The sequence below is a fragment of the Streptomyces sp. CBMA123 genome, assembly GCF_014596465.1.
In the GTDB taxonomy this organism is placed as follows: domain Bacteria; phylum Actinomycetota; class Actinomycetes; order Streptomycetales; family Streptomycetaceae; genus Kitasatospora.
The window spans coordinates 19,445-44,669 of record NZ_MECK01000168.1 but is presented as its reverse complement, the minus strand read 5'-3'; the positions used below and the strand labels follow the sequence as shown (position 1 = coordinate 44,669).

Genomic DNA, 25,225 nt, shown 5'->3' with positions numbered 1-25,225 from the left:
CTCCCCGTTCGTGACCACACGGACCCAGTTCATCCGCGACGCCGAGTCCTGCCGTCGGATGTCCTGGCAGCGCGAAAACGCATCACGGCAGGAGCGGGGGAACCACAGGTAAGTCGCCTTGAACCGTTTTCCGGAACGGTCCAGGGCTAGGGGTGAAGCCGCGCCCACAGCGCGGCCGGGCAACTCCAGCCCGAATCCGACAGCTCACCTCGCAGGCGTGGGAGAGGACCGCGTCTTCATGCTGCCTTCCAACGGCAACCGCCTGTCCAGCCGCACCCGTCGCGTGATCGCCGCCCTCGGCGTCGCCGGCGTCGGCCTCACCGTCCCCTGCCTCACCACCGGCACCGCCAACGCCGCCTCAGTCGCCACCTGGGACAAGGTCGCCCAGTGCGAGAGCACCGGCAACTGGAGCATCAACACCGGCAACGGCTTCTACGGCGGCCTGCAGTTCACCTCCAGCACCTGGGCCGCCTTCGGCGGTACCGCGTACGCACCGCAGGCCAACCAGGCCACCAAGGACCAGCAGATCGCCATCGCCGAGAAGGTCCTCGCCTCGCAGGGCCCCGGCGCCTGGCCGGTCTGCTCCGTCCAGGCCGGTCTGACCAAGGGCGGCGCCCCGGCGACCGTCGACACCTCGGCCGGCTCCACCACCGCCAAGGCCGCCACCAAGCCGGCCCAGGCCGCGAAGCCCGCCAAGCCGGCGGCGCCCGCCCAGGACCAGGCGCAGGCCTCCGGTGACTCCGCCGCCGCGTCCTCCGCCGCCACCGACTCGGCCGCCTCCGCCAACGGCGGCTGGGCGCAGCAGCGTCAGGCGCAGGCCCAGGGCGGCGGCTACACCGTCGTCGACGGCGACTGGCTGTCCTCGATCGCCGACAAGCACAACGTCCAGGGCGGCTGGCAGCGGCTCTACGAGCTCAACCGCGGCACCCTGACCGAGGGCCCGGACACCATCTACCCGGGCGAGCAGCTGACCTTCGGTGACGGCGGCGCGGCCCAGGCCGACCAGTCCTCCACCGCCACCAAGTCCGGCTCGGACTTCACCTGGTTCGACCGCTCGCAGAAGTCCGGCCAGGCCTCGAACGGCGGTGCCGTGAACGCCAAGCCGATGGCCCAGGACAAGTCCACCGCCTCGAAGCCGGCGTCCAAGCCCGCCGCGAAGCCGGCCGCCCAGGCGCAGACCCCGGCCCCGGCCCAGGCCGCCACCGGCAGCATGGCCGCCGCGGTCTCCTTCGCCCAGTCGAAGGTCGGCCAGGCGTACGTCTACGGCGGCACCGGCAACGGCGGCTGGGACTGCTCCGGCCTGACCCAGGCCGCGCTGCGCGCCGCGGGCATCAACATCCCGCGCGTCGCCGCCGACCAGGCCGCCGCCAGCACCCACGTCTCGCTGGACAGCCTGCAGCCGGGCGACCTGCTGTTCTGGTCGAACAACGGCCAGGACTCCGGCGTCTACCACGTCGCCATCTACATCGGCGGCGGCCAGTACGTCGAGGCCGCCAACCCGAGCTCGGGCGTCCGCCTCCAGACCATCGCCAACTGGGCCCCGGACTTCGCCGGCCGGGTCTGAGGACACCGCGCTCACCGCGCACCCCTGACGGCTGACGGTCGTTAGCCGACCGCCCCGGGAGAGTCTGGTCGCTCCCCCGGGGCTTCGGCGTATCCGCGAGGTCGACGTCCGCATGGTCAGACTCCGGCCCGCGGGGCATGCTGCTGCTCTGCACCCGAGGAGGAGGCACCATGGCCCAGGTCGCCGTCACGCTCGACGCGAACCTCGCGATCGACGCGATGCTGCTCTCCGGTACGGCCGACGGGCAGCGGGTCGGCGCCGACCGCCCGGCCGTCCAGGAGGGCTGAGCGGACGGGCCGACCGGTCGAGACGGCCGCACCGGCACGCCGACGGGCCCCGGAGAGCAACCGCCCTCCGGGGCCCGTCAGTTGGCACCGCCCACCGGCCTCGGCGCACGAAGCCGGCCCATCGGCCTCAGCGCCCGCGGGCCCCCGTCGAGCCCCGCATCACCAGCTCCGGCTGGAACATGAACTCCCCGCGCTGGGCGGCGTTCCCGCCGACCTCCTCCAGCAGGGCGTCCACCGCGGCCGTCGCCATCGCCTCGACCGGCTGCCGGATCGTGGTCAACGGCGGTTCGGTGAAGGCGATCAGCGGCGAGTCGTCGAAACCGACCACCGACACGTCCTGCGGCACCGACAGCCCGCGCTGGCGCACCGCCCGGATCGCCCCGAGCGCCATCATGTCGCTCCCGCAGACGATCGCCGTGCAGCCCTTGTCGAGCAGCGCGCCGGCCGCCGCGTGGCCGCCCTCCACGCTGAACAGCGTGTGGTGGACGAGGCCCTCGGCCTGCTCCTGGCTGTGCCCGAGCAGCTCGCGCATCGCGGCCGTGAAGCCCTCGATCTTGCGCAGCACCGGCACGTACCGCCGCTGCCCGACCGCCAGGCCGATCCGCTCGTGCCCGAGTTCGGCCAGGTGCTGGACGGCCATCCACATCGCGGAGCGGTCGTCCGGCGAGATGAACGGCGCGTCGATCTTCTCGCTGTAGCCGTTGATCAGCACGAACGGCACCCCGCGCCCGGACAGTCGGGCGTAGCGGTCGTGGTCGGCCGTGGAGTCGGCGTGCAGTCCGGAGACGAAGACGATGCCCGCCACTCCCCGGTCCACCAGCATCTCGACCAGTTCGTCCTCGGTGGAGCCGCCCGGGGTCTGGGTGCACAGCACCGGCGTGTACCCGTGCCGGCTGAGCACCTGCTCGATCACCTGCGCCAGCGCGGGGAAGATCGGGTTGCTCAACTCCGGTGTGATCAGCCCGATCAGCCCGGCGCTGCGCTGGCGCAGCCGGGTCGGCCGCTCGTAGCCGAGCACGTCGAGCGCCGCCAGGACGGTCTGCCTGGTGGCGGCGGAGACGTTCGCCTTGCCGTTGAGCACGCGGGAGACGGTGGCTTCGCTGACCCCCGCCTGCGCCGCGATGTCTGAGAGTCGCGCCGTAGTCACGGTCCCAGAGCCTATTGCAACCACGTCAGACCGCCCACCAGCCGGTGGCGTCCGGAGCGAGCACCGTCTCGCCGCCGTCCACCACGAGTTCGGCCGAGGCCAGCAGCAGCCGGCCCGGTGCGGGGATGCGCACCGGTGCGCCGGTGGTGTTCACCGTGCAGACGAAGGAGCCGCGCCGGAAGGCGAGGGTGCCCTCGGGGCCGTCCAGCCACTCGACCTCGGTGCCGGCGCCGAGGTCGGGCTGGGCCCGTCGGACGGCGAGCGCGCTGCGGTAGAGCTCCAGGGTGGAGGTCGGGTCGCCGGTCTGCGCCTCGACGCTCAGTTCGGCCCACTCGGCCGGCTGCGGCAGCCAGGACGGCCCGCCCGCGACCGGTCCGAAGCCGTACGGGGCCTCGGCGCCGGACCACGGGATCGGGACCCGGCAGCCGTCGCGGTAGCCGTCCTGGCCGGCCTGGCGGAAGAAGGACGGGTCCTGGCGGACCTCGTCGGGCAGGTCGGTGACGTCCGGCAGGCCGAGTTCCTCGCCCTGGTAGACGTACGCGGAGCCGGGCAGCGCGAGCATCAGCAGGGTGGCGGCGCGGGCCCGTCGCAGGCCGAGCGCGCGGTCGCCGGGGGTGCGGATCTGGGTGCCGAGGCCGGGCTCGTTGGCGAACCGGGTGGCGTGCCGGGTGACGTCGTGGTTGGACAGCACCCAGGTGGTGGGCGCGTCGACCGGACGCATCGAGTCGAGCGAGAGGTCGATCACCTCGCGCAGCGCGGCGGCGTCCCAATCGGTGCCCAGGTACTGGAAGTTGAAGGCCTGGTGCAGTTCGTCGGGGCGGACGTAGTTGGCGGTGCGCTGGACGGTCGGGGTCCAGGCCTCGGCGACGCCGATCCGCTGGCCCGGGTACTCGTCGAGGATCCGGCGCCAGCTGCGGTAGATCTCGTGCACGCCGTCCTGGTCGAAGAACGGCATGACGTCGTTGCCGAGCAGCTTGAGCTGGTCGGCGCCGCCGAGGTCGGGCAGGCCGGGGGCCTTGACCAGACCGTGGGCGACGTCGATGCGGAAGCCGTCCACGCCCATGTCCAGCCAGAAGCGCAGGATCGAGCGGAACTCGTCGGCGACGGCCTGGTTCTCCCAGTTGAAGTCGGGCTGCTCGGGGGCGAACAGGTGCAGGTACCAGTCGCCGGGGGTGCCGTCCGGGTTCTCGCTGCGGGTCCAGGCCGGGCCGCCGAAGATGGACTCCCAGTCGTTGGGCGGCAGTTCGCCGTCCTCGCCCTTGCCGGGGCGGAAGTGGTAGCGGTCGCGCAGCGGGGAGCCGGGGCCCTCGCGCAGGGCGCGCTGGAACCACTCGTGCTGGTCCGAGGAGTGGTTGGGGACGAGGTCGACGATGATCCGCAGCCCCAGCTGGTGGGCGTCGCGGATCAGCGCGTCGGCGTCCAGCAGGGTGCCGAACATCGGGTCCACCGCGCGGTAGTCGGCGACGTCGTAGCCGGCGTCGGCCTGCGGCGAGGCGTAGAACGGGGAGAGCCAGACGGCGTCCACGCCGAGGTCCCGCAGGTACGGCAGGCGGCTGCGGATGCCGGGCAGGTCGCCCATGCCGTCCCCGTTGGAGTCGGCGAAACTGCGCGGGTACACCTGGTAGATGACCGCGTCCCGCCACCAGTCTCTGGACGCGCCGCCGGTCACGGGAGCCGGGGAGGCCGCCTCGTGCGCGGTGTCGGCGGCGGGCCGGGAGGTGTCGGCCAGGTTCTGGGTCATGGACGGTATCCCTTGGGGACTAGAGGAGCGGGGAGCGCTTGGTCGTCGGGAAGCGCTGAGACGTGCGGGGGCGTCAGGACTTGGAGGCGCCGGCGGTCAGTCCGGTGACCAGGTGGCGCTGCACCAGGTAGAAGAAGGCCGCGGACGGGATGGCGATCAGCACGGCGGTGGCGGCCATCAGGTTCCACTGGGCGTCGTGCTCGCTGACGAAGCTCTGCAGGCCGACAGCCAGCGTGTACTTGTCGGAGCTGAGCATGAAGGTGGAGGCGAACGGCACCTCGGCCCAGTAGGTCAGGAAGGAGTAGAACGCGGCCACCGCCAGGCCCGGCCGGGCGAGCGGCAGCACCAGCCGCCAGAAGGTGCCGAACGGGCTGAGCCCGTCGACCCGGCCGGCCTCGTCGATCTCCACCGGGATGGTGTCGAAGTAGCCCTTCATCAGCCAGGCGCAGTACGGCACGGTGGTGGTGGAGTAGACCAGGATCAGGCCGGCGTAGCTGTCCAGCAGGTCGAGCGCGGAGAGCATCGTGTACATCGGCACGATCAGCACCGCGATCGGGAACATCTGGGTGACCAGCAGCGACCACATCAGCGGCTTGTGCCCGGGGAACTTCATCCGGGAGACGGCGTAGCCGGCGGTGGCGGCGAGCAGCACGCCGAACACGGTGGTCACGCCGGCCACCAGCAGGGAGTTGCCGAACCAGGTGAAGAAGTCGGTGTCGCCCAGCACGTGCTGGTAGTTGGACAGCGTGAGCTTGCCGAAGATCTCGCCGGGGTGGAGGTAGTCGTTCTTGTCCGGCCCGAGCGAGACGAAGAGGATCCACCCGATCGGGAACAGCGCGATCAGGCTGGCCACGATCAGGACGCCGTGGGACAGCGCCTTGGACAGCGGGCTGCTCTCGCCGCGCGGGCGGAACTTGACGGGCCGCGCGGGCCGGGCCGCGGTCGCCGTGGGAGCGGGGCGTTCGGCGGGACGTTCGGTGGTGGTGCTCATCGGGGTTACCTGCCTTCGTGGGTCGACCTGTGGAGGTCGACGGGGTCCGGGGTCGACTGGGTCCGGGGCCTCAGCCGTTGGCCTGCTCGTTGCGGGCGAGCCAGCGCCGGTAGAAGGCGGTGAAGACGATCAGGATGGACAGCAGGATCACGCCGTACGCGGCGGACCCGGCGTAGTCCCGGGGGAGTTGGCCGAAGCCCAGGCGGTAGGCCCAGGTGACCAGCAGCTGGGCGTCCGGGGCGCCCTTGCCGAACAGCAGGAAGATCACGTTGAACTGGTTGAAGGTCCAGATCACGCCGAGCAGCACGACGGTGGAGGAGACGCTGCGCAGCCCGGGCAGGGTGATGTGCCGGAACTGCTGCCAGCGGGTGGCGCCGTCCATCTCGGCGGCCTCGTACAGCTCGGCCGGGATCGACTGCAGGCCGCCGAGCAGCGAGATCATCATGAACGGCACGCCGGCCCAGGTGTTGACCAGGATCGCGGCCGCCTTCTGCGCCCACGGGTCGGTGAGCCAGGCGGGCTCGGGCAGGTGCAGGGTGGAGAGCAGGGTGTTGACGACCCCGCCGTCGGAGAGCATCAGCCGCCAGGAGAAGACGGTGACGAAGGTGGGGACGGCCCACGGGAGGATGAGCAGCATCCGGTAGGCGGCGCGCCCGCGGAGCTTCTTGTTGAGCAGGACGGCGAGGCCGAGGCCGAGGGTGTAGTGCAGGCAGACGCAGATGACCGTCCAGGCGATGGTCCACACGAAGTGGGACCAGAACCGGTCGTACGAGCCGGGGCCCCAGAGGATGTCGGCGTAGTTGTGGAAGCCGATGTACTGGTAGCTGGCCGGGATCTCGTTGACGCCGATCTTGCGGGCGACGTTGAGGCTGTTGGCGTCGGTGAGGGTCAGCCAGATGCCCTGGACCAGCGGGTAGAACACCAGTGCGCCGAGCACCAGCACGACCGGGGCGATCATCGCGTAGGCGTACCAGTGCCTGGCGTAGGAGCGCTTGAGGCGTTCCAGCGGACCCGGACGCTGATCGCGCTCCCGGCTGCCCTTGCCGGTGGCGCCCTGCACGGCGACTGACATCGTTTGCACCTTCTCGGGGGGAAGTCTCGGGGGAGCCGACGGCCCGGCCCGCCGGGGTCGGCGGGCCGGGCGGTGGGGACTACTTCGCGAAGCCCGGCAGGAGCTTGGCGTAGTCGGTGGCCACGGTGTTCAGCGAGTCCTGGGTGCTGGTGCCCTGGACGGTCTTGCCCAGGTTGGTGCCGAGCGAGTCGAACAGCGAGCTGTACTCGGGTAGTTCGGGGCGCGGCTTGGCGCTGGCGAGGATGGCCTGGAAGCCGGCGATGCCCGGGTCGGCCTTGACGTCGGCGGTGTAGGCGTCCGAGCGGGTCGGCAGAGTGGAGTTCTTCTGCGCGATGAAGGCCTGGCTCTCGGCCGAGGTCATGAAGGCGGCGAACTTCTCGGCGGCGGCCTTGTGGGCCTTGTCGGCACCGGCGTAGACGGCGATGTTGTGGCCGCCGGTGGGGGCACCGGCCTTGCCGCTGGAACCGGCCGGGACGGAGGCGATGCCGAGGTTCTTCTTGTCGGCGAACGCGGAGCCCTTGTAGATGTTGGTGATCTCCCAGGGGCCCTGGATGATCGCCGCGACCTTGCCGCTGTTGAAGGCGTCCATCATGTGGGCGTAGGCGTCGGTGGTGACGTCCGCCTTGGCCGTGCCGGGCGAGGTGAACATCGACTTGTAGGTCTCGATGCCCTTGACGGCCTCGGGCGAGGTGATGGTGATCTTCTTGCCGGCGGCGTCGACCGCGTCGGTGCCCTCGCCGAACAGGAACGGCATCGCGTAGTAGCCGTCGGCGGCCTTCATCCAGAAGCCGTCCACGCCCGCCTTGTCCTTGACGGCGGCGGCGTCGGTCTTCAGCTCGTCCCAGGTCTTGGGGGCGTCGGTGATGCCGGCCTTGGCGAACAGGTCCTTGTTGTAGAGCAGGCCCAGGGTGTCGGTGACCAGCGGGACGCCGTACAGCTTGCCCTCGTACTTGGCCTGCTGGATCAGGCTGGGCTGGAAGGCGGAGGTGTCGGCGGCGGCCGGGGTGCCGTCCAGCGGCTCCAGGAAGCCGGCCTTGGCGAAGGCGGCGGTCCAGCCGACCTCGGAGCGGAAGACGTCGGGCGCGCCCTTGGCCCCCATGGCGGTCTGCAGCTTGTTCTGCGCCTGGTCGAACGGCACGTTGACGAAGTCGACCTTGATGGTCGGGTTGGCCGCCTCGAACTTCTTGACCAGTTCCTGGTAGTTAGGAGCCTCGTTGGTGGCGTTCGACGTGTCCCAGTAGGTGAGGGTGACCGGGCCGTCGGCCTTGCCGTCCGAACCGGAGCCGCCACTGCTGCCACAGGCAGCCATCGAGACCGCGAGGGCCACAACGAGGGCAGAGGCCGCGATGCCACGCCGCATGAGAACTCCTAGGAAGGGTGGGGGTGCCCGAGATGTTCCGAGACAGGCGCATAATGGCTGCCTCGTGCCGACCGCACCGTTGCTGCCGTCGGGCTCGGGAAGGAAGTTAACAGCGGCGCAAGAGCGACGGAAAGGTCTTGCAGCAAGTTTCTGCAAGAAACCGCGATCGTTACGCCCGCGTGTCCTGGACGTGGCCGCACGGTAGTTGACAGCGCGGCGCAATGTCCGCCTTCGTCCGATTCACCCCACTCCGAGGTGGCCGGGGAACCACCCTGAGTGGCCGGAAGACGCCTGCAGCAGACTGGTACGCATGCGCATCAGAGCCGTCACCGAGGACGAACTGCCCCTGCTGAGCGAACTGGAACGGGCGGCCGGAGCCCCCTTCGCGGAGATCGGGATGCCCGAGATCGCCGAGGACGAACCCCCCGCCCCGGCGGAACTGGCCCGCTACCTGGAGCACGGCACCGCTCTGGTCGCCGAGGCCCCCGACGGCACCGTCGCCGGCTACCTGCTGGCCGAACCGGTGGACGGCGCGCTGCACGTCGAACAGGTCTCGGTCCACCCCGACCACGCCCGCCGGGGCATCGGCCGGGCCCTGATCGAGCACCTCGCCGCGGGCACCGACGCCCCCGCGCTCACCCTGACCACCTTCGCCGACGTCCCCTGGAACGCCCCCTACTACGCCCGCTGCGGCTTCCGCCCGCTGACCGACGCCGAACTCACCCCCGGCCTGCGCGGGATCCGCCGCCGGGAGGCCGAGCACGGCCTCGACCGCTGGCCCCGGCTCTGCATGCGCCGGGACCTGCGCCGGCCGGCTGCCAACGACGGCCGGCCGGCTGCGTCGCCCGGCTGACTACCGGCCTGACTAGTTGACGCCCAGCCGCAGCACCGTGGTCGAGCGGAACTCCTCCCCCGGCCGCAGCACGGTGCTCGGGAAGGCCGGGTGGTGCGGGGAGTCCGGGAAGTGCTGGGTCTCCAGCGCGATCCCGGCGAACGGCCCGTACGGCACCCCGCTCGCACCGGTGACCGCGCCCTGGAACTTGTTCGCCGTGTAGACCTGGACGCCCGGCTCGGTGGTCAGCACCTCCAGGGTGCGGCCGCTGACCGGGTCCTCCAGCAGCGCCGCCCGCGCCGGGCCGCCGTCCGCCGGGCGGGCGCGCAGCACCCAGTTGTGGTCGTAGCCGCCCGGGCCGGCCAGCTGCGGGTGCTCGTCGTGCAGCGACTTGCCGATCGGGGTGGCCACCGTGAAGTCGAAGGGCGTGCCGGCCACCGGCTCGGTCCGGCCGTACGGGACCTGCCGCTCGTCGGCCGGGGTGTACTCGTCGGCGTCCAGGGTGAGCAGGTGGCCCAGGACGTCGCCGCTGCCTTCACCCGAGAGGTTGAAGTACGCGTGGTTGGTCAGGTTGACGACGGTCGGCTTGCCGGTGACGGCGCGGTAGTCGATCACCAGCTCGCCGCCTGTGCCCGGGGTGTGGGACAGCGTGTAGGAGACGGTGACGTCCAGCGCCCCCGGGAAGCCCTGGTCGCCGTCCGGGCTGTGCAGCCGCAGCAGCACCCCGCCCTCGACCGGCTCGGCCCGCCACATCCGCTGGGCGAAGCCGTCCGGCCCGCCGTGGATGGTGAGCCCGCCGCCGGTCGGGGCGAGCCGGTGCTCCGCGCCGTCGATGGTGACGCTGGAGCCGTCGATCCGGTTGGCGTACCGGCCCACCACCGTGCCGTAGTGCCGGGCCGGGCCCAGGATCTGCGCCAGCTCGTCGGTGGACAGCAGCAGTTGGGCGGTGCGCCCGGCGCGGTCCGGGGCGCTGAGGGTGTGCAGGGTGGCGCCGAGGGTGAGCACGCTCGCCTCGTACGGGCCGGCGGTCAGCGTCCAGCGCTGGATCGCCGCGCCCGCGCCCGAGGGGTCGAGGGGTTCGCGGCGCACACTGGTGGCCTCGCTCGCCATGGCCTGCTCCTCACTGGCGGCAGCGGCGCCGCCGCGTCCGCCCGGTGTCCCGTTCCGTCCAGGGGGCGTCGTGGCGGCCCCCCGTGGTGTCCGTCAGCCTAGCGAGGGCGGCCCCGGCGGGGGCGCTCCCGCGCCTCCGCGCGCCGCCTGAACGCCACCGCGAGCCACCCGCCTGCCACCGGCATGTCACCGCTTGCCACCGGGAGCCACCGCCTGCCACCGCCTGCCACCGCCCGAACAACGGCACGGCGCGCCGCCGCTCCCGGCACCGGCTCGCGCGCGCCACTACGCGCCCGGCCCCTCGCCCTGCTCCAGCCGCAGCCCCAGTGCCGAGGCCAGCCCGTCCGGCCCGGTGCCCGCCTTGCGGTAGACCGCCGCCAGCCGCCGGTTGACCAGGCTCAGGTGCACCCCGAGCTCCTCCGCGATCCGCTGCGGCGGCACGCCCTTGACCGCCAGATCGGCGACCTCCCGCTCCGGCGCGCTGAGCGCCTCCAGCGTCTCCCCGAAGCCGTGCAGCCCCAGCCGGTTGGGCCGCAGGCCGTAGTTGGCCAGCTCCCGCCGGGCCCGGTCGACCAGCTTCTCCGCCGAGCAGTGCTGGGCCAGCTCGATGCCCTGGTACAGGTGCTCCTGGGCGTCCTCCAGCCGCCCGACCCGGCGCAGCGCGGCGCCGAGGTCGACCAGCGCGACGGCGTGCTCGTACCCGGCCGGGGACTGCCCGAGGTGCTCCACGGCCTGCTCCAGCACCTCCACCGCCTGCTGGCCGTCCTCGATCCGCGCCTGCAGCCGCAGCGCGCTGCCGATCGCCGAGGCGGTGCCGAAGGTGCGGGCGTCCTGGACGGCCTTGTGGGCGTAGTGGCGGGCGCGTTCGGGTTCGTCGGCGGCGATCGCGACGGCCAGGTGCCCGGCCCAGGGCGCCCAGACGGTGTTGTGCCAGCCGCGGACCTCCAGCTGGGCCCCGGCCTCGGTGAGCGCGGCGGCCGCACCTGCGTAGCGGTTCTTGGCGACCAGCAGCTTGCCGTACAGCGAGGCGGCGTCCGGCAGCACCATGGCCGTCGGGTGGTACGGCGGGTGGAAGCCGAACTCGTTGGCCAGTTCCCAGGCCTGTTCGATCCGGCCGCGGGCGATCAGGGTGTCCACCAGCACGCCCACGGCGTCCCAGGCCAGCGGCAGCTTGGCGCCGATCCGCTCGGAGATGCGGTAGGCCCGGCCCAGGAAGTCCTCGGCCTCGGCGAGCAGTCCGCGGCGGAACCGGGCCAGCCCCATCAGGAAGTAGGCGAAGCCCCGGTGGGCGCCGCTCCAGCCGGCCAGCTCGAACTGGATGATGGCGTCCGCGGCCAGCCGCTCGGCCTGGGCGATGCGGTCGTTGTAGATGTACGTGAGGCAGAGCATCGAGGGCAGTTCGAAGCCCCAGGTGGTGTCGGTCCAGCCGAGGCCCTTGGGCAGCCGGCCGCCCTCCAGGACTTCGTCGGCGAGCGCGAGCGCGTCGGTGGAGGGCTCGCCGCGCAGGGTGAGGTCCCAGGCGCGCATGATGAGCACGGCCCGGTCGGCGGCCTCCCGGCCGGTCAGGTTCCGGTACAGCTCGGCGAGCCGGGCGGAGCGGCCGGGGCCGTCCTCCTCGGACTTGCGGAAGGCGTGCCACATGAACGAGGCGGCCTGGAGCCGCTGGCGCCGGACCGGGTCGAGGGTCTGCTCGGCCTCCTCCTGGCAGACCAGGGCGGCCTGGCCCAGTTCACCGCTGTGGGCGAGCACCTCGGAGAGCCGGAAGGTGGCGTCCACCCGCAGTTCGGGGCGCAGCGGCCCCTCGTCGGGGTCGAGGGCGAGCCTGAGCTGGTTGACGGTGGCGACGGGGTCGGTGAGCAGTGCGGAGCAGCCGAGTTCGTACATCACCTCGGCCTTGATCTCGTCGGCGGGCGGCTCGTTGAGCGCGCGGTGGAGGCAGCGCTGGGCGGCCTCGGGGGCGCCGATCAGCTGGTGTTCGACGGCGGCGCGGCGCAGCTTCTTGACGATCCGGTCGTCGCCCTCGCCGGAGTGGGTCTCGACCAGGTGGCGGGAGGCGGCGAGCAGGCCGAGCCCGGCGTTCTCGATCTCGACGGCGGCGATGCCGTGCATGCCGAGCCGGGTGGCCTCCGGCATGGTGTTGTAGATGGAGCTGGCGATCAGCGGGTGGACGAACTCGAGGTTCCCATTGGGCGATTGGGTGAGCACGCGCTGCTTGCGCAGCTGCTTGATGGACTCCCGGGCGCCCTCGGAGCTCTGGGTGGAGATCCGGGCGACGAGGTCGATCCGGATGTCGGTGCCCAGCATGGCGCAGGCCCAGGCGAACCGCAGGGTGGCGGGGCCGAGCCGGTCCAGCCAGCTCTTGAGGGTCATTCCGGGGGCGTCGACGGCGAGTTCGCGCAGTTGCCGGGAGTTCTCCTCGACCGGTTCGAGTTCCTGGTCGCGGACCTGGTCGAGCAGGGCGACGGCCTCGAACGGGTTGCCGTTGACGACGTTCCAGAACTCGTAGCAGAAGGCGTCCTCGGCCCGGTCGCCGAGTTCGGCGCGGATCATGTCGGTAACGGAGTTCAGGGTGAGCCGGCTGAGCTCGTGCTTGCGGCTGGCGAGGGTGAGGACGCCCCGGCGCAGGTCCTGGGTCTCGGTGGGCCAGTCGTTCTCGTCCTCGCGGAAGGCGAAGACCAGCAGGACGGGCAGCTCGCCGGACCGGACGGCGAACTTGGCGAGCCAGGACAGGGATTCGGCGTCCGCCCAGTGCAGGTCGTCGACGATCATCACCATCGGCGCGCGGCGCGGGGCGAGCTGGGTGAGGACGTAGTCGAGGCCGTCGCGCACGCCCTGGGGGTCGAGGCGGCGGGCGCCGGCCTTGGGCTGCTTGAGGCCCATGGCCGGTCCGACGACCTCCTCCCAGGTGCCCATGACCTGGCCGAACTCGTCCGCCTCCAGCCGGGTCAGGACGGGCTGGAGGAGCTGGCGCAGCACGTGGTAGGGCTCCTTGAACTGCCGTTCGCCGCCGCGGGCGAACAGCACGGTGGCGCCGTCGCGCAGGCTGGCGATCCGCCGGACCTCGTGCAGCAGGCTGGTCTTGCCGATGCCGGGGCGGCCGGAGAAGGTGAGCAGTTCGCCGATCTCGGTGCCGCCGGCGGCGAACTCGCGGCAGAGCCGGTCGACGGCGGCCTCCACGGAGCGCAGTTCGGTGTCGCGGTCGCGCAGCCTGACCCGGGGCGCGGGATCGTCCTCGTTCCGCTCGGAACCGGTTCCCGTCCGAAGTTCGTTGCCCTGATCGGTCACCGACGTGCCTCCGCCTCACCCGCTCGCGGCACGGCTCCGCCATCGCGCGCGGGGAGCCGGTCCATCACTGTTCGTGGTGCCGAGGTTAGCGCCGTGTTCGGCTGACTGTGCGGCATTCGCCCAGGCTGGGGCGGACGGCGAGGGTTCGGACGGCTTGCCAAGGGCAATTGCCCTATATCCCTAACGTCCGATCATTGCATCAGATACCCTACGGCCCGCGAGGCGCGGATGATCTTCCGCAACCACCCTCACCCTGTGCGCCCCGCCGCGTCAACTCCCCCACACCCAGTGATCGAACCACAAGCGCCCCCACCCACCGCTGCACCGGGAGTCCGATGTCTGACGACACCTCACTTCAGATTCCGTTCCCGCACCGCCGCAGTCCGCACGGCCGGTACGCCACCGCACTGCACCGCGACTGGCTGATCCGCCACCCGCTGCTCCCCGACGCCGATCACCCCGGCTACGCACACTGGGAGGTGGTGGACCTCGCCGCGCTCGGCTACCCGGACGCCGGACCGGACGAACTCGCCCTGGCGGCCGACCTGATGGGCTTCTACTTCCTCTTCGACGACCAGTTCGACGGCCCGCTCGGCCGCCGCCCCACCGAGGTCGCCCCGATCTGCGAACGGCTGATCGCCGTCCTGCACGGCGCCCGCCCCGACCAGCGCTCCCCGGTCGAGACCGCCTTCGCCGACCTCTGGAGCCGCAGCGTGCGCGGCATGCCCGCCCGCTGGCAGGCCCGCGCCGCCTACAACTGGGAGTACTACTTCGCCAGTCACCCGGCCGAGGCGGCCGGCCGGATCTCCGCCCGACCGCCGGACCGGGACGGCTACCTGGAGCTCAGACGGGGCACCGCGGCGATGGAGACCATCTTCGACATGGTCGAACGGCTCGGCCAGTTCGAGGTCCCCGCCTCCGTCCTGCACCACCCGGTGCTGCGTCAACTCCGACAGCTGGCCGCCGACATACCGTCACTGAGCAACGACGTGCGCTCCTTCCCGCTGGAGGCCCCGCGCGGCGATGTCAACAACCTGGTCATGATCGTCCAGCGCGAGCGGCACTGCTCCGCCGAAGAGGCCTGCTCCGCGGTGATGGCGGAGGCCCAGCTGATGGTCGGGCGCTGCGCCGAGCTGCACGAACGACTCCCGGACGTCTACCGGGAGTTGGGCCTGTCCAGGATCGAACGCACGATCGCCCAGCGGTACGCCGACGGGCTGCTCACCTGGCTGGCCGGCTACCTGAGCTGGGAGGCCCGCACCGGCCGGTACCACGCGGTCTGACCCGACCCCGGGCCGCCCGCCGCCCACCGTCAGCTGCCCGCCGTCAGCTGCCGTTCGCCGACGTCCGACGCCCTCCGAGGCGGCGCGGCGCGATCCCCCGCGCGCCGCCCCGGCCCGAAACGATCCGGCGCGATCCGACGCGCGCACCCCCGCGCCCCGATGCACGCCCTGATGCACGCCCGGGTCCGCACGCCGTCCAACGCGCCCTCCCGCACACCCCGGGTCGGGACGTCCGGAACGCACACCGTCCGTACGAGCCGGTCGCACGGACCGTAGCCGCACCACGCGCCCGGCGGTTATCGTGCTCGTCGGCGGCGCCCCGGCGGGGCGCCGGCCCGACTGCGTGTCCGCACCCTCCCGCCGGAGCGTCCCCGAGCGGGCGGCGGTCCGGCGTGCCGCCCCGGCCCGATCGGCGCCGGAGGCGCCCGACGTCGCGAGGAGACACAGAACATGACGGTCTACCAGCCCCCCGGCGCGCCCGGCAGCATCGTCGCCTTCCGCTCCCGGTACGACCACTGGATCGGCGGCGGTTGGCAGCCCCCGGCGCGCGGCGAGTACTTCGGCGACCCGACCCCGGTCACCGGCGAGGTCTTCACCGAGGTCGCCCGCGGCACCGCCGAGGACATCGAGGCCGCCCTGGACGCGGCCCACGCCGCCGCCCCGGGCTGGGGCCGCACCTCCGCCGCCGAGCGGGCGCAGGTGCTGCTGCGGATCGCCGACCGGATGGAGGCCAACCTGGAGCAACTGGCCGTCGCCGAGAGCTGGGAGAACGGCAAGCCGGTCCGCGAGACACTGGCCGCCGACCTCCCGCTCGCCGTCGACCACCTGCGCTACTTCGCGGGCGCGCTGCGGGCCCAGGAGGGCAGCCTCTCCCAGCTGGACGAGGACACCGTGGCGTACCACTTCCACGAGCCGCTGGGCGTGGTCGGCCAGATCATCCCGTGGAACTTCCCGATCCTGATGGCGGTCTGGAAGCTCGCCCCGGCGCTCGCGGCCGGCAACGCGGTGGTCCTCAAGCCCGCCGAGCAGACCCCGGCCTCGGTGCTGCTGCTGGCCGAGCTGACCGCCGACCTGGTCCCGCCGGGCGTGCTCAACATCGTCACCGGCTTCGGCGAGGAGGCCGGCGCCCCGCTGGCCGCCAGCACCCGGGTCCGCAAGCTCGCCTTCACCGGCGAGACCAGCACCGGCCGGCTGATCGCCCGCGCCGCCGCCGACAACCTGATCCCGGCGACCCTGGAGCTCGGCGGCAAGAGCCCCAACCTGTTCTTCGCGGACGTCGCCACCGCCGACGACGCCTTCTACGACAAGGCCGTCGAGGGCTTCGCGATGTTCGCCCTCAACCAGGGCGAGGTCTGCACCTGCCCCAGCCGCGCGCTGATCGAGACCCCGGTCTACGAGCGGCTGCTCGGCGACGGCCTGGCCCGGGTGCGCGCGATGCGCCAGGGCAACCCGCTGGACACCGAGACGCAGGTCGGCGCGCAGGCCAGTGCCGAGCAGCTGAAGAAGATCCTGTCCTACTTCGAGATCGGCCAGGCCGAGGGCGCCAAGGTGCTGGTCGGCGGCGAACGGGCGGACCTCGGCGGCTCGCTGGCCGGCGGGTACTACGTGACGCCGACGGTCTTCGAGGGCGTCAACAGCATGCGGGTCTTCCAGGAGGAGATCTTCGGGCCGGTCGTCTCGGTCACCCGCTTCGACGGCTTCGACCAGGCGGTCGCGCTCGCCAACGACACCCAGTACGGGCTCGGCGCCGGCGTGTGGACCCGCAACATCAACACCGCCCACCGGGCCGGGCGCGCCATCCAGGCCGGCCGGGTCTGGACGAACTGCTACCACGCCTACCCAGCCCACGCGGCCTTCGGCGGCTACAAGAACTCCGGCATCGGGCGAGAGAACCACAAGGCACTGTTGGAGCACTACCAGCAGACCAAGAACCTGCTGGTCAGCTACTCCCCCGACGCGGTCGGCTTCTTCTAGGCCGGCCCCGGACATGAGTGGAGCGGGAGGCCTGACCCGGCCTCCCGCTCCACCGCCACTCCCCGTGGCGGGTCTACCGGGCAAATCACCTGTTTCGGGATCTAAGCACATGAATCCCTCGATTTCTCCGACGCGCCGCCGACATGCCCGGACGGCCCGCGCGAACGCCGTAGACAGGACTCCCCGTTCCCCAACCCCTCCCAGGGAGTCCGGCATGACCATCGCCCCCGCCAAGCTCACCGACCCCGCCGTACGCGCCTTCGTGATCGCCATCAACGCCGGCGACCGCGACGCCTTCACCTCCGCCCTCACCCCGGGCGCGACCATGTCCGACGACGGCTCCGACCGCGACCTCGCCGACTGGACCGAGCGCGAGATCTTCTCCTCGCGCGGCCGCATGGCCGTCCAGACCGAGTCGGACGGCGGCCACGCGCTGGTCGCCGAGTTCACCAACGACACCTGGGGCGCGATGCGCACCGCCTGGCGCTTCACCGTCGACGGCGGGAAGATCAGCCGCTTCGAGACCGGCCAGGCCTGAGGCCGGAGTCCCGGGCTAGCGGCCGAGCCCGAGGCACTCCCGCACCGCGCGGATCAGGTTGCGCGACCGCACGTCCCCGGTGACGCCCGGCTGCATGCCGTTGGTGACGTACCCGAAGCCGAGCCCGAGCTCCGGGTCGGCGAAGCCCAGCGAACCGCCACGGCCCGGGTGGCCGAAGCTCGCCGGGGAGGCCATCGGCGCGGTGGGGCCGTGCCGCCAGAATCCCAGGCCGAAGGTGGAGTTGACGATCAGCACCCGGTCCGGGCCGTTCACCACCGGCCCGACCGCGCGGGCCAGCAGCTCCGGGCCGAACAGCGGCGGCAGCAGCGCGCCGGATCCGTCCGGGCGGTCGGCCTCGCCGATCAGCGCCGCGTAGAACCGGGCCACCGAACGGGCCGTGCCGATGCCGTTCGCACCGGGGATCTCGGCGGCCTGCACCACCGGGTCGTTCATGTCCACCCCGGGCAGCACCGAGGCGAAGGCCCGGGCGGTCAGCGAGGTCGGGTCCTGGTAGGCGTCCCGGACGGACTGCTTGGGCCGCAGCCGCAGCCCGCTCGGGCCGGTCCGGGCCGCCTCCGGGGCGGGCAGGTCGACCAGCTTGCCGACCCTGGGCGCGGCGTCGGCCGGCAGTCCGATCCACAGGTCCAGCCCGAACGGCCGGGCGATCTCCTCGGCGAAGTACTGTCCGATCGTCCGACCGCTCACCCGGCGCACCACCTCACCGACCAGCCAGCCGAAGGTGTACGGGTGGTAGCCGTGCGCCGTCCCCGGCTCCCAGGCGGGTTCCTGCGCGGCCACCGCGGCGACGGCGCGCTCCCAGGTCAGCACGGACTCCAGGCGCAGCGGCACGTCCAGCGCCGGCACCCCGGCCTGGTGCGACAGCAGCCAGCGCACCGGCACCGCGCCCTTGCCGGCCGCCTTGAACTCCGGCCAGTACGAGGACACCGGCGCGTCCAGGTCGAGCAGGCCGCGCTCGGCCAGCAGCAGCGCGGTGGCCGCGCTCAGGCCCTTGGTGACCGAGCGCAGCACCTGGGCGGTGTCCGCCGTCCAGGGCACCGCGGGCGCGGGCCGCCCACCGACCTCCGGCCGGGCGTCGCCGCCCCACAGGTCGACCACCTTGCGGCCGCGCAGGTACAGCGTGAAGGCCGCGCCCAGCTCGCCGTACTCGGCGAAGTTCCGCGCGAAGGCCTCCCGTACGGGCTCGAACCCCTCGGCCGTCTCGCCCCAGATCTCCACCACCGCGTGCCGTCCTCAGGTCGTTCGTCGCCGCCCAGTTGATCGATCCCGCGTTCGAAGCGGGCCCCGAAACCCTAACCTGTCGTCCATGACCAACCCTGCCGAAGAGCTGCTGGACATCGTCGACGACAACGACCGGGTGATCGGGACCGCGCTGCGCGGGGAGGTGTACCGGCAGGGGCTGACCCACCGCTGCGTCTTCACCCTGGTCCGCGACCCGGCCGGCCGGATCTTCGTCCACCGCCGCACCGACACCAAGCTGTTCGCCCCCGGCGCCTACGACATGTGGGTCGGCGGCGTGGTCGGCTCCGGCGAGAGCTACGCCGAGGCGGCCGTCCGCGAGGCCGAGGAGGAGCTCGGCGTGCGGGGCATCGCCCCGCGCCCGATCTTCAAGTTCCTGTACCGGGAGCCCGACGGCGGCAAGCTCTCCTGGTGGTGCGACATGTACGAGGCGGAGTGGGACGGCCCGGTCTCCCCGCAGGAGTCCGAGGTGGCCTGGCACGCCTGGCTCACCCCGGCCGAGCTGTCCGAACGCCTCGCCCGCGACACCTTCGTCCCCGACGGCCTGGAGGCCTACCGCCGCTACCTGGAACTCCACGCCGCGTAGGCACGGGCAGGGCGGGAACCGGCGGGCGGGCGGGAACGGGCAGGACAGGCCGCATGGGCCCGCGGACGGCCGCCGGATAGGCTGACGAGCATGGCCTCCCGTACGCCGTCGCCGACGGCCGACCGCGCAGCACGGACCGCCGCCGCACCCGACCGGGGAGCGGCGGCCGGGCGCCCGCGCCGGCGGCTGAGCGTGGACGAGCGGCGGGAGCAGCTGATCGCCGTGGCGCTGGAACTGTTCAGCCGGCGCCCGCCGGAGGAGGTGTCGATCGACGACATCGCCGCCGCCGCCGGCGCCTCCCGGCCGCTGGTCTACCACTACTTCCCGGGCAAGCAGGCGCTGTACGAGGCCTCGCTGCGGCGCGCCGGGCGGGAGCTCGCCGCGCGGTTCGAGGAGCCGATGGAGGGGCCGCTGTCGGAGCGGCTGCACCGGGTGATGGGCCGCTACCTGGACTTCGTGCAGAGCCACGGGCCGGGCTTCGCCGCGCTGCTGCGGGGCGGCTCGGTGGCGGCCAGCGCGGGCACCTCGGCGGTGATCGACGAGGTGCGCCGGGCCGCGCACGACCAGATCCTCGCCCATCTGGCGGTCCCCGCGCCGAGCCCCGGGCTGCGGCTGACCGTCCGGGCCTGGATCGCCAACGCCGAGATCACCTCGCTGGAGTGGCTGGCCGAGCGGTCCGTACCGCTGGAGGAGCTGCAGCTGCACCTGGTGCAGGAGTTCGTCGCCTCACTCACCCTCACCGCCGCCCGGGAGCCCGCGCTGGCCGCCGAGCTGGCCTCGTTCTTCGCCGACGAGCGGCCCGACGGGCCGTCCGGGCGCCTGGTCCGGGACCTCGCCGGGCTGTTCGCCGTCCCCGGCATCCTCGAGGCGGTCACCGCACTGGCGGCGGGAGCGCCGTCCGCCGAGACCCGGACCACCGGGACTCAGACCACCGGGACGCCGCCCTCCCGGCCCGTGGACGAACCGTCCGCGCAGGCCACGGAGGGTCCCGCCGAGGCCCCCTCGGAGTGATCATCGGGTGATCCTGCGGTTCGGTGACGACGGTGGGCTCTGATAGGAATGGGCAGGGACCTGACGGACCGCCGCCCGGGCGGGCCCGGTCCCACCCGAACCACCGACGGCAGACGGAGCAGAGCGGGGGGCTCACCAGTTGACCCAGGACGTCCAGTTCAGTGCGGAGGCCAACCCCTTCGCAGCAGCCGAGCAGGTCTGCGCCACTCTCGGCACGCTCACCGACGCCCTCTTCGACGAGCACACCTCGCGCCACCCGGCGGCCGCGCTGAGCAGCCTGAAACCGGCTGAACACCCCGCCGCCGAGGCGCTCTTCGGCCTGCCGATGGCGCCCAACGGGCCGGTGCACCAGGCCCTCGACCGGCTCGGCACGGTGATCACCGCCGGAACGGCCCGGCCCGGCACCGGCGCACGCGTCGCCGACCGGGTCACCTCCGCGCTGCACAACCGCTACGGCGGCGGCGCGGTGCGCGGCGCCATCGCCGACCGGGGCACCACCTCGGCCGCGCTGTTCCAGCTGCCCGTCACCGGCGAGTTCGCCGACGCCAAGCTGCGCCCGCCGTTCGCCCCGGCACTGGCCGCGCTGGCGGCCGGGCAGCAGACCCGGCGGCCGTTCGAACTGGCGACCGGCGCGGGCGCCGAGGTCCGGCTGGTGGTCCCTCCGGGCTTCCACGCGCTCACCTCCCCCGGCGGACCGGCCGGGGCCTCCGCCCGTACCGTGCCCGCACTCCCGCACGACGACGACCCGACCACGGACGGCGACGGCGCCGACCGGGCCACCGTGGCCGCCGCCGCCGAGCTGACCGGCCACCTGGCCGAGGTCGCCGACGAGCTGTTCAGCGCCACCGGCCGGGAGCCGCGCCGCGACTTCGCGGTGATCTCCGCGACCCTGACCGACCTGCTCCAGGACGCGGGCGTCCGCTACGCGGGCGTGTGCGCGCTGGAGCGCGACGGGCGCGCCTCCGAGGCCACCCTGGTCATCTCGCTCGCCCGGCACCCGCTGCCGATCACCGCGCTCGCCACCGAACTGGCCACCGTACGACGGCACGCCGAGGTCTGGACGGTACTGCTGCCGGCCGGGCCGGCCGCCGTCCTGGTCGAGGGACGGACCGTCCCGGTGCCCGGGGCGCTGGCGGCCGACGGACAGCGCCGCTGGGTCGTCACCTCGGCCGTCCAGGCCTTCGTACCGCTGCCGGACAGCGGGACGGTGCTGTGCGCCCAGCTGTCCACGGCCCGGCCGGAGGACTGGGAGCTGTACACGGAGGCGTTCGCGGAGCTGCTGAAGAGCATCCAGTTCGGCTGGGACGGCGAGCCCGCCACGGCGCCGGGGGCGCCCGCGCCGACGGCCGCCCCAGTGGCGGAGGCGCCGGTCGCGAAGGAGCCGGTCGCGGAGCCGGCCGCCGAGCCGGAGGAGAAGCCGGTGCACCTGCGCGGCACTCCGGTGCGGATCCCGCCCGCCGACTTCAACCCCTTCGCGCCCGTCGCGGAGGAGGCCGCTCCGGTGGCCGCCCCCGTGGTGGGAGAGGAGGAGCCGGCGCACCGCAGGGGCACGCCGGTGATGATCCCGCCGCCGGACTTCGACCCCTTCGGCATCTCCGGCACCCCCACCACCACGGACGAACCCGCCGCCCAGCCCACCGGTGGTACGGCGGCTCCGGACCCGTTCGGGACGACGATCGCCGCCGACCGGAAGGCCGACCCCTTCGGCACCACCGTCGCCGCTCAGGGCCCCGCTGTCCCGCCCCAGCCCTCCACCCCGCCGCTGATCCCGGCCCAGGCCGCCCCGGTGGCCGCCCCCGTGGTGGGCGAGGAGGAACCGGCGCACCGCAGGGGCACGCCGGTGATGATCCCGCCGCCGGACTTCGACCCCTTCGGCATCTCCGGCACCCCCACGACCACGGACGAACCGGAGGCGGCGGCCGAGGCCGACGCGGAGCCGGAGCACCGGCCGTTCGGCTGACACGGGAAGCAGCGGACAGGCGACACCTGACAGATAGCGGCTGACAACTCACAGATTTCAGATTTCGTTCGCTGACATCTGTGAGTTGTCAGCCGTCTGCTGTCAGCTGTCAGCCATCCCTCCCCGCCCGCCCCCGCGCCTCGATCAGCGCCCCCACCCCGTCCAGCATCCGCTCCAGCCCGAACGCGAACAGCGCCTCCAGGCTCATGTCGATCTCCGGCCCCCGGGCCAGCGCGTCGAACATCGGAAACCGCTCCGGGTCCGCCATCAACCGGTCACGGTCCTCGTCGGCCAGCCGGTCCATCCACTCGTCCGCGGACAACCCGCTGTCCTGCTCGGCCTGCGCCTCCCGCTCGAAGTGGACGGCCAGCCCACAGGTGAAGGCCGCCAGACTGACCGAGGCCTGGGCCATCTCCTCCCCGCTCAGCCCCGTCCCCACCAGCGCCGCCATCGCCCGCTCGGTGTGCAGCGCCGCGTCGGGCGCCAGCACCGGACGGGTGAACGACATCGTGGACGCCAGCCACGGGTGGGCCCGGTAGATCCGCCACTGCAGCCGTGAGACCTCCGCCAGCCCCGTCCGCCAGTCCGACACCGGCCCCCCGGGGATCGGCTGCTCGCCGAAGACCTTGTCCATCATCAGCCGCACCAGCTCGTCCTTGCCGGGCACATGACGGTAGAGCGACATGGTCGCGACGCCCAGCTCGGTGGCGACCCGGCGCATCGACAGCGCCGTCAGCCCCTCCGTGTCGGCCACCCGCACCGCCGCCGCGACGATCCGCTCCCGGCCGAGGTCCCGCTCCCCGCCCTTCCCCCGCCGCACACCGGTCGCGGCCGCCGCCCGCCCCGCATCCCGAACCGGAGCCGAAGCCGGAGCCTTGACCGGAGCCGGAGCCGGAGCAGCCGCCGAAACAGGAACAGCGGCCCCAGCAGGGGCCCCAGCCGAAGCCGGAGCCGCCACCACCGTCCCCACCCCCGGCACGGCCCGCACCAACCCCTCCTCCCGGAGCCGGTTGAGCACCTTGGTCGCGGTGGCCATCGCCACGCCCCACTCCTGCATGATCCGCCGGGTCGACGGCACCCGGGCGCCCGGCTTCAACTCCCCCGCCGCGATCCGGCGTCGAAGCTCACCCGCGATCCGCTCCGAAGGCGTCCCGCCGTCCACCACACCCACCACCGCCCGCTCGACCGACCACCGCACTAGTGCACCGCAGCGCACACGCTAGCAGCCGGCCCAGCCTCCAACGAGCGTGAACAGCAGCCCCGTTCAGCCGCCGCGCCGCGCCAGGTGCACCACGTCCGGCACCCCCCGGCTGACCGGGATCTCATGGGTGGCGACGTCCGAGAACCCCGCGACCCGCAGCGCCTCCTCGAAGTCCGGCGACGGCTGGGCGCTCCACACCGCCAGCACCCCGCCCGGCTGCAGCCGGTGCCACAGCACCGCGAGCCCATCGGCCCCGTAGAGCCCGGCGTTGGAGTCGGTGACGGTCCAGTCCGGCCCGTTGTCGATGTCCAGGCACAGCGCGTGATAGCGCTCGCCGTCGGCCGCCGCCAGGTACTCCAGCAGGTCGGTGTGGAGCACCGCGACCCGCCCGTCGTCCAGCGCACCGGCCGAGTAGGCGCCCAGCGGGCCGGAGCGGTGCCAGTCGATGATCGCGCTCTCCCGCTCGACGACGGCGATCCGCCCCCAGCGCGGCTCGGCCACCGCGTACGCGAGCGAGAAGCCGACCCCGAGCCCGCCGATCAGCACCGACGGCGCGGCCACGCCGTCGCCGGTGCGGTCCAACTCGTCCAGCGCCGCCTGGACGAGCAGCCGCTCGGAGCGCCCGTCGGCGGTGTCCATCAGGAAGCAGCCGTTGGCGATGATCTCGTGGTGCCGTCCGCGCCGCCGCAGTACCACCTCGCCGAACGGGCCCTCCCGCCGGTCGAGCGTGACGACGGCCTCGTGGCCGTCCCGTTCGGGCAGTGCGGTGGTCATGCGTACTCCTACTCCTCGACGGACTCGGCAGCCGGCTCGACCCCGTGGGGGGCGATCACCCGCCCGACAATAACCGAGTCCGCCGAGGCCGGGCCCACGCACAAGCCGGGCCCACGCAGCGGGCCCGGCCCGGGTGCGTGGGCCCGCTGCGTGGGCCCGGCTTGCCCCCGTCAGGTCGTGATCAGCACCCCCGCGTACGACACGCCCGCGACGACCACCCACGAGCCGAGCCCGAGCAGCGCGATCCGCCCGCCGGTCCGCGCCATGGTCGGCAGGTGCACCGCGCTGCCGAGCCCGAACAGGGCCGCGGCCAGCAGCAGCTCCTGGGCGTCCCCGGCCAGGGTGAGCGCCTGGTCGGGCAGCACTCCGGTGGTCCGCAGCACGATCATCGCCAGGAACCCGGCGACGAACAGCGGCACGATCGGCGGCCGGCGGCCGGCCTTGCCCGCGTCGTCCGCACCCTCGACACCGTCCTCGCGCGCATTGCGCAGGTTGCGCCGCGCCACCACCGCCACGCCCGCGACCAGCGGCGCCAGCAGCACCACCCGCATCAGCTTGACCAGCACGGCCTCGCGCAGCGCGCCGGGCCCGCCGGTCTGGGCGGTGGCGACCACCTGCCCGACGTCGTGCACGCTCGCCCCGACCCAGCGCCCGAACTCGATCTCGCCGAGCCCCAGCGGGTGTTGCAGCAGCGGCAGTACGGCGATCGCCAGCGTCCCGCACAGGGTGACCAGCGCGACCGAGGAGGCGACGTCCTCCTCCTCGCTGCCGGCCGCCTGGCTGACCGCGCCGATCGCCGAGGCCCCGCAGATCGAATAGCCGGTGGCGACCAGCAGCGGCTGGTCCCCGGGCAGTCCGAGCTTCCGGCCGAGCCACATCGTGCCGGCGAAGGTGGCGGCGACCACCGTGAGCACCATGGCGACGGTGGCCCAGCCGAGGCCGAGCACGTCGTCCAGGCTGAGCTTGAGCCCGAGCAGCACGATCCCGAGCCGCATCAGCCGCTTCCCGGCCGTCGACAGCCCGGGCCTGGCGACCCCGCGGACCACCGGGCGCAGCCCGGGCAGGTGGGCCGCCGCCATGCCGAGCACGACGGCGGCGGTGAGCTTGGGCACGGCGGGAACGGCCGCGTGGACGGCGAGCGCGGCGGCCACCCCGACCGCCGCGAGCAGCAGGCCGGGGGCGTCCCCGCCGAGCGGGGGGAGTGAGCGGGTGCGGGTGGCCCGCTCCCGGAGGGTCAGTGACACGCCGCCGC

Annotated in this window: 19 protein-coding genes and 1 riboswitch; of the genes, 8 read left to right on the top strand and 11 right to left on the bottom strand. The window is 73.1% G+C overall.

What is annotated here, in order from left to right; all coding sequences use genetic code 11:
• Window positions 1–68 precede the first annotated feature (68 nt).
• Window positions 69–231: riboswitch (cyclic di-AMP (ydaO/yuaA leader) on the top strand.
• 7 nt (window positions 232–238) lie between these two features.
• A complete protein-coding gene (locus tag BG452_RS20045) occupies window positions 239–1,564 on the top strand; it encodes a transglycosylase family protein (protein ID WP_188305706.1) in 1,326 nt (441 codons plus the stop codon).
• A gap of 414 nt (window positions 1,565–1,978) precedes the next feature.
• Here the strand turns inward: BG452_RS20045 and BG452_RS20040 are convergent, their stop codons facing one another.
• From BG452_RS20040 to BG452_RS20020, 5 genes are all read right to left on the bottom strand, one after another.
• Window positions 1,979–2,998, bottom strand: a complete 1,020-nt coding sequence (locus tag BG452_RS20040) for a LacI family DNA-binding transcriptional regulator (RefSeq protein WP_188305705.1) — start codon at window positions 2,996–2,998, stop codon at window positions 1,979–1,981.
• 25 nt (window positions 2,999–3,023) lie between these two features.
• The gene (locus BG452_RS20035; RefSeq protein WP_188305704.1) at window positions 3,024–4,739 is read right to left on the bottom strand and encodes a glycoside hydrolase family 13 protein; all 1,716 of its coding nucleotides are present in this window, start codon (window positions 4,737–4,739) and stop codon (window positions 3,024–3,026) included.
• A gap of 73 nt (window positions 4,740–4,812) precedes the next feature.
• A complete protein-coding gene (locus tag BG452_RS20030; protein ID WP_188305703.1) occupies window positions 4,813–5,730 on the bottom strand; it encodes a sugar ABC transporter permease in 918 nt (305 codons plus the stop codon).
• 70 nt (window positions 5,731–5,800) lie between these two features.
• A complete protein-coding gene (locus tag BG452_RS20025) occupies window positions 5,801–6,802 on the bottom strand; it encodes a carbohydrate ABC transporter permease (protein ID WP_188305702.1) in 1,002 nt (333 codons plus the stop codon).
• Between the two features lie 79 nt (window positions 6,803–6,881).
• The gene (locus BG452_RS20020) at window positions 6,882–8,162 is read right to left on the bottom strand and encodes an extracellular solute-binding protein (protein WP_188305701.1); all 1,281 of its coding nucleotides are present in this window, start codon (window positions 8,160–8,162) and stop codon (window positions 6,882–6,884) included.
• A gap of 310 nt (window positions 8,163–8,472) precedes the next feature.
• Between BG452_RS20020 and BG452_RS20015 the strand changes: the two genes are divergently transcribed.
• Entirely contained in the window at window positions 8,473–9,015 is a 543-nt protein-coding gene (locus BG452_RS20015) for a GNAT family N-acetyltransferase (protein ID WP_188305700.1), read from the top strand.
• 12 nt (window positions 9,016–9,027) lie between these two features.
• On the opposite strand, the gene BG452_RS20010 is transcribed toward BG452_RS20015, so the two are convergent.
• Entirely contained in the window at window positions 9,028–10,104 is a 1,077-nt protein-coding gene (locus tag BG452_RS20010; RefSeq protein ID WP_188305699.1) for an aldose epimerase family protein, read from the bottom strand.
• 285 nt (window positions 10,105–10,389) lie between these two features.
• Window positions 10,390–13,389, bottom strand: coding sequence for an ATP-binding protein (locus tag BG452_RS20005; RefSeq protein WP_188305698.1), 3,000 nt, complete (start codon window positions 13,387–13,389; stop codon window positions 10,390–10,392).
• Window positions 13,390–13,724: 335 nt separating this feature from the next.
• Between BG452_RS20005 and BG452_RS20000 the strand changes: the two genes are divergently transcribed.
• The 3 genes from BG452_RS20000 to BG452_RS19990 all read left to right on the top strand — a co-directional run bounded on the left by BG452_RS20000 (window position 13,725) and on the right by BG452_RS19990 (window position 17,184).
• Window positions 13,725–14,672 carry a terpene synthase family protein gene (locus BG452_RS20000; protein WP_188305697.1) on the top strand — a complete coding sequence of 316 codons (948 nt, stop codon included), beginning with the start codon at window positions 13,725–13,727 and terminating at the stop codon, window positions 14,670–14,672.
• A gap of 450 nt (window positions 14,673–15,122) precedes the next feature.
• Window positions 15,123–16,646, top strand: a complete 1,524-nt coding sequence (locus BG452_RS19995) for an aldehyde dehydrogenase family protein (protein ID WP_188305696.1) — start codon at window positions 15,123–15,125, stop codon at window positions 16,644–16,646.
• 214 nt (window positions 16,647–16,860) lie between these two features.
• Entirely contained in the window at window positions 16,861–17,184 is a 324-nt protein-coding gene (locus BG452_RS19990; protein ID WP_188305695.1) for a nuclear transport factor 2 family protein, read from the top strand.
• Between the two features lie 15 nt (window positions 17,185–17,199).
• Here BG452_RS19990 and BG452_RS19985 read toward each other — a convergent pair whose 3' ends face one another.
• Window positions 17,200–18,423 carry a serine hydrolase domain-containing protein gene (locus tag BG452_RS19985; protein WP_188305694.1) on the bottom strand — a complete coding sequence of 408 codons (1,224 nt, stop codon included), beginning with the start codon at window positions 18,421–18,423 and terminating at the stop codon, window positions 17,200–17,202.
• A gap of 85 nt (window positions 18,424–18,508) precedes the next feature.
• Here BG452_RS19985 and BG452_RS19980 point away from each other — a divergent pair, with 85 nt between their 5' ends.
• The 3 genes from BG452_RS19980 (at window position 18,509) to BG452_RS19970 (ending at window position 21,998) form a co-directional block, all read left to right on the top strand.
• Complete coding sequence (locus tag BG452_RS19980; protein ID WP_188305693.1) at window positions 18,509–19,027, top strand: NUDIX hydrolase; 519 nt, start codon at window positions 18,509–18,511, stop codon at window positions 19,025–19,027.
• A gap of 90 nt (window positions 19,028–19,117) precedes the next feature.
• Window positions 19,118–20,038, top strand: a complete 921-nt coding sequence (locus tag BG452_RS19975; RefSeq protein WP_223242472.1) for a TetR/AcrR family transcriptional regulator — start codon at window positions 19,118–19,120, stop codon at window positions 20,036–20,038.
• Between the two features lie 139 nt (window positions 20,039–20,177).
• Window positions 20,178–21,998, top strand: coding sequence for a hypothetical protein (locus BG452_RS19970; protein ID WP_188305692.1), 1,821 nt, complete (start codon window positions 20,178–20,180; stop codon window positions 21,996–21,998).
• A gap of 109 nt (window positions 21,999–22,107) precedes the next feature.
• On the opposite strand, the gene BG452_RS19965 is transcribed toward BG452_RS19970, so the two are convergent.
• From BG452_RS19965 to BG452_RS19955, 3 genes are all read right to left on the bottom strand, one after another.
• The gene (locus tag BG452_RS19965) at window positions 22,108–23,196 is read right to left on the bottom strand and encodes a TetR/AcrR family transcriptional regulator C-terminal domain-containing protein (protein WP_317621143.1); all 1,089 of its coding nucleotides are present in this window, start codon (window positions 23,194–23,196) and stop codon (window positions 22,108–22,110) included.
• Between the two features lie 66 nt (window positions 23,197–23,262).
• On the bottom strand, window positions 23,263–23,973 hold the full coding sequence (locus BG452_RS19960) for a spermidine synthase (RefSeq protein ID WP_188305691.1): 711 nt from the start codon (window positions 23,971–23,973) through the stop codon (window positions 23,263–23,265).
• A gap of 170 nt (window positions 23,974–24,143) precedes the next feature.
• Complete coding sequence (locus BG452_RS19955; protein ID WP_188305720.1) at window positions 24,144–25,211, bottom strand: YeiH family protein; 1,068 nt, start codon at window positions 25,209–25,211, stop codon at window positions 24,144–24,146.
• Window positions 25,212–25,225 lie beyond the last annotated feature (14 nt).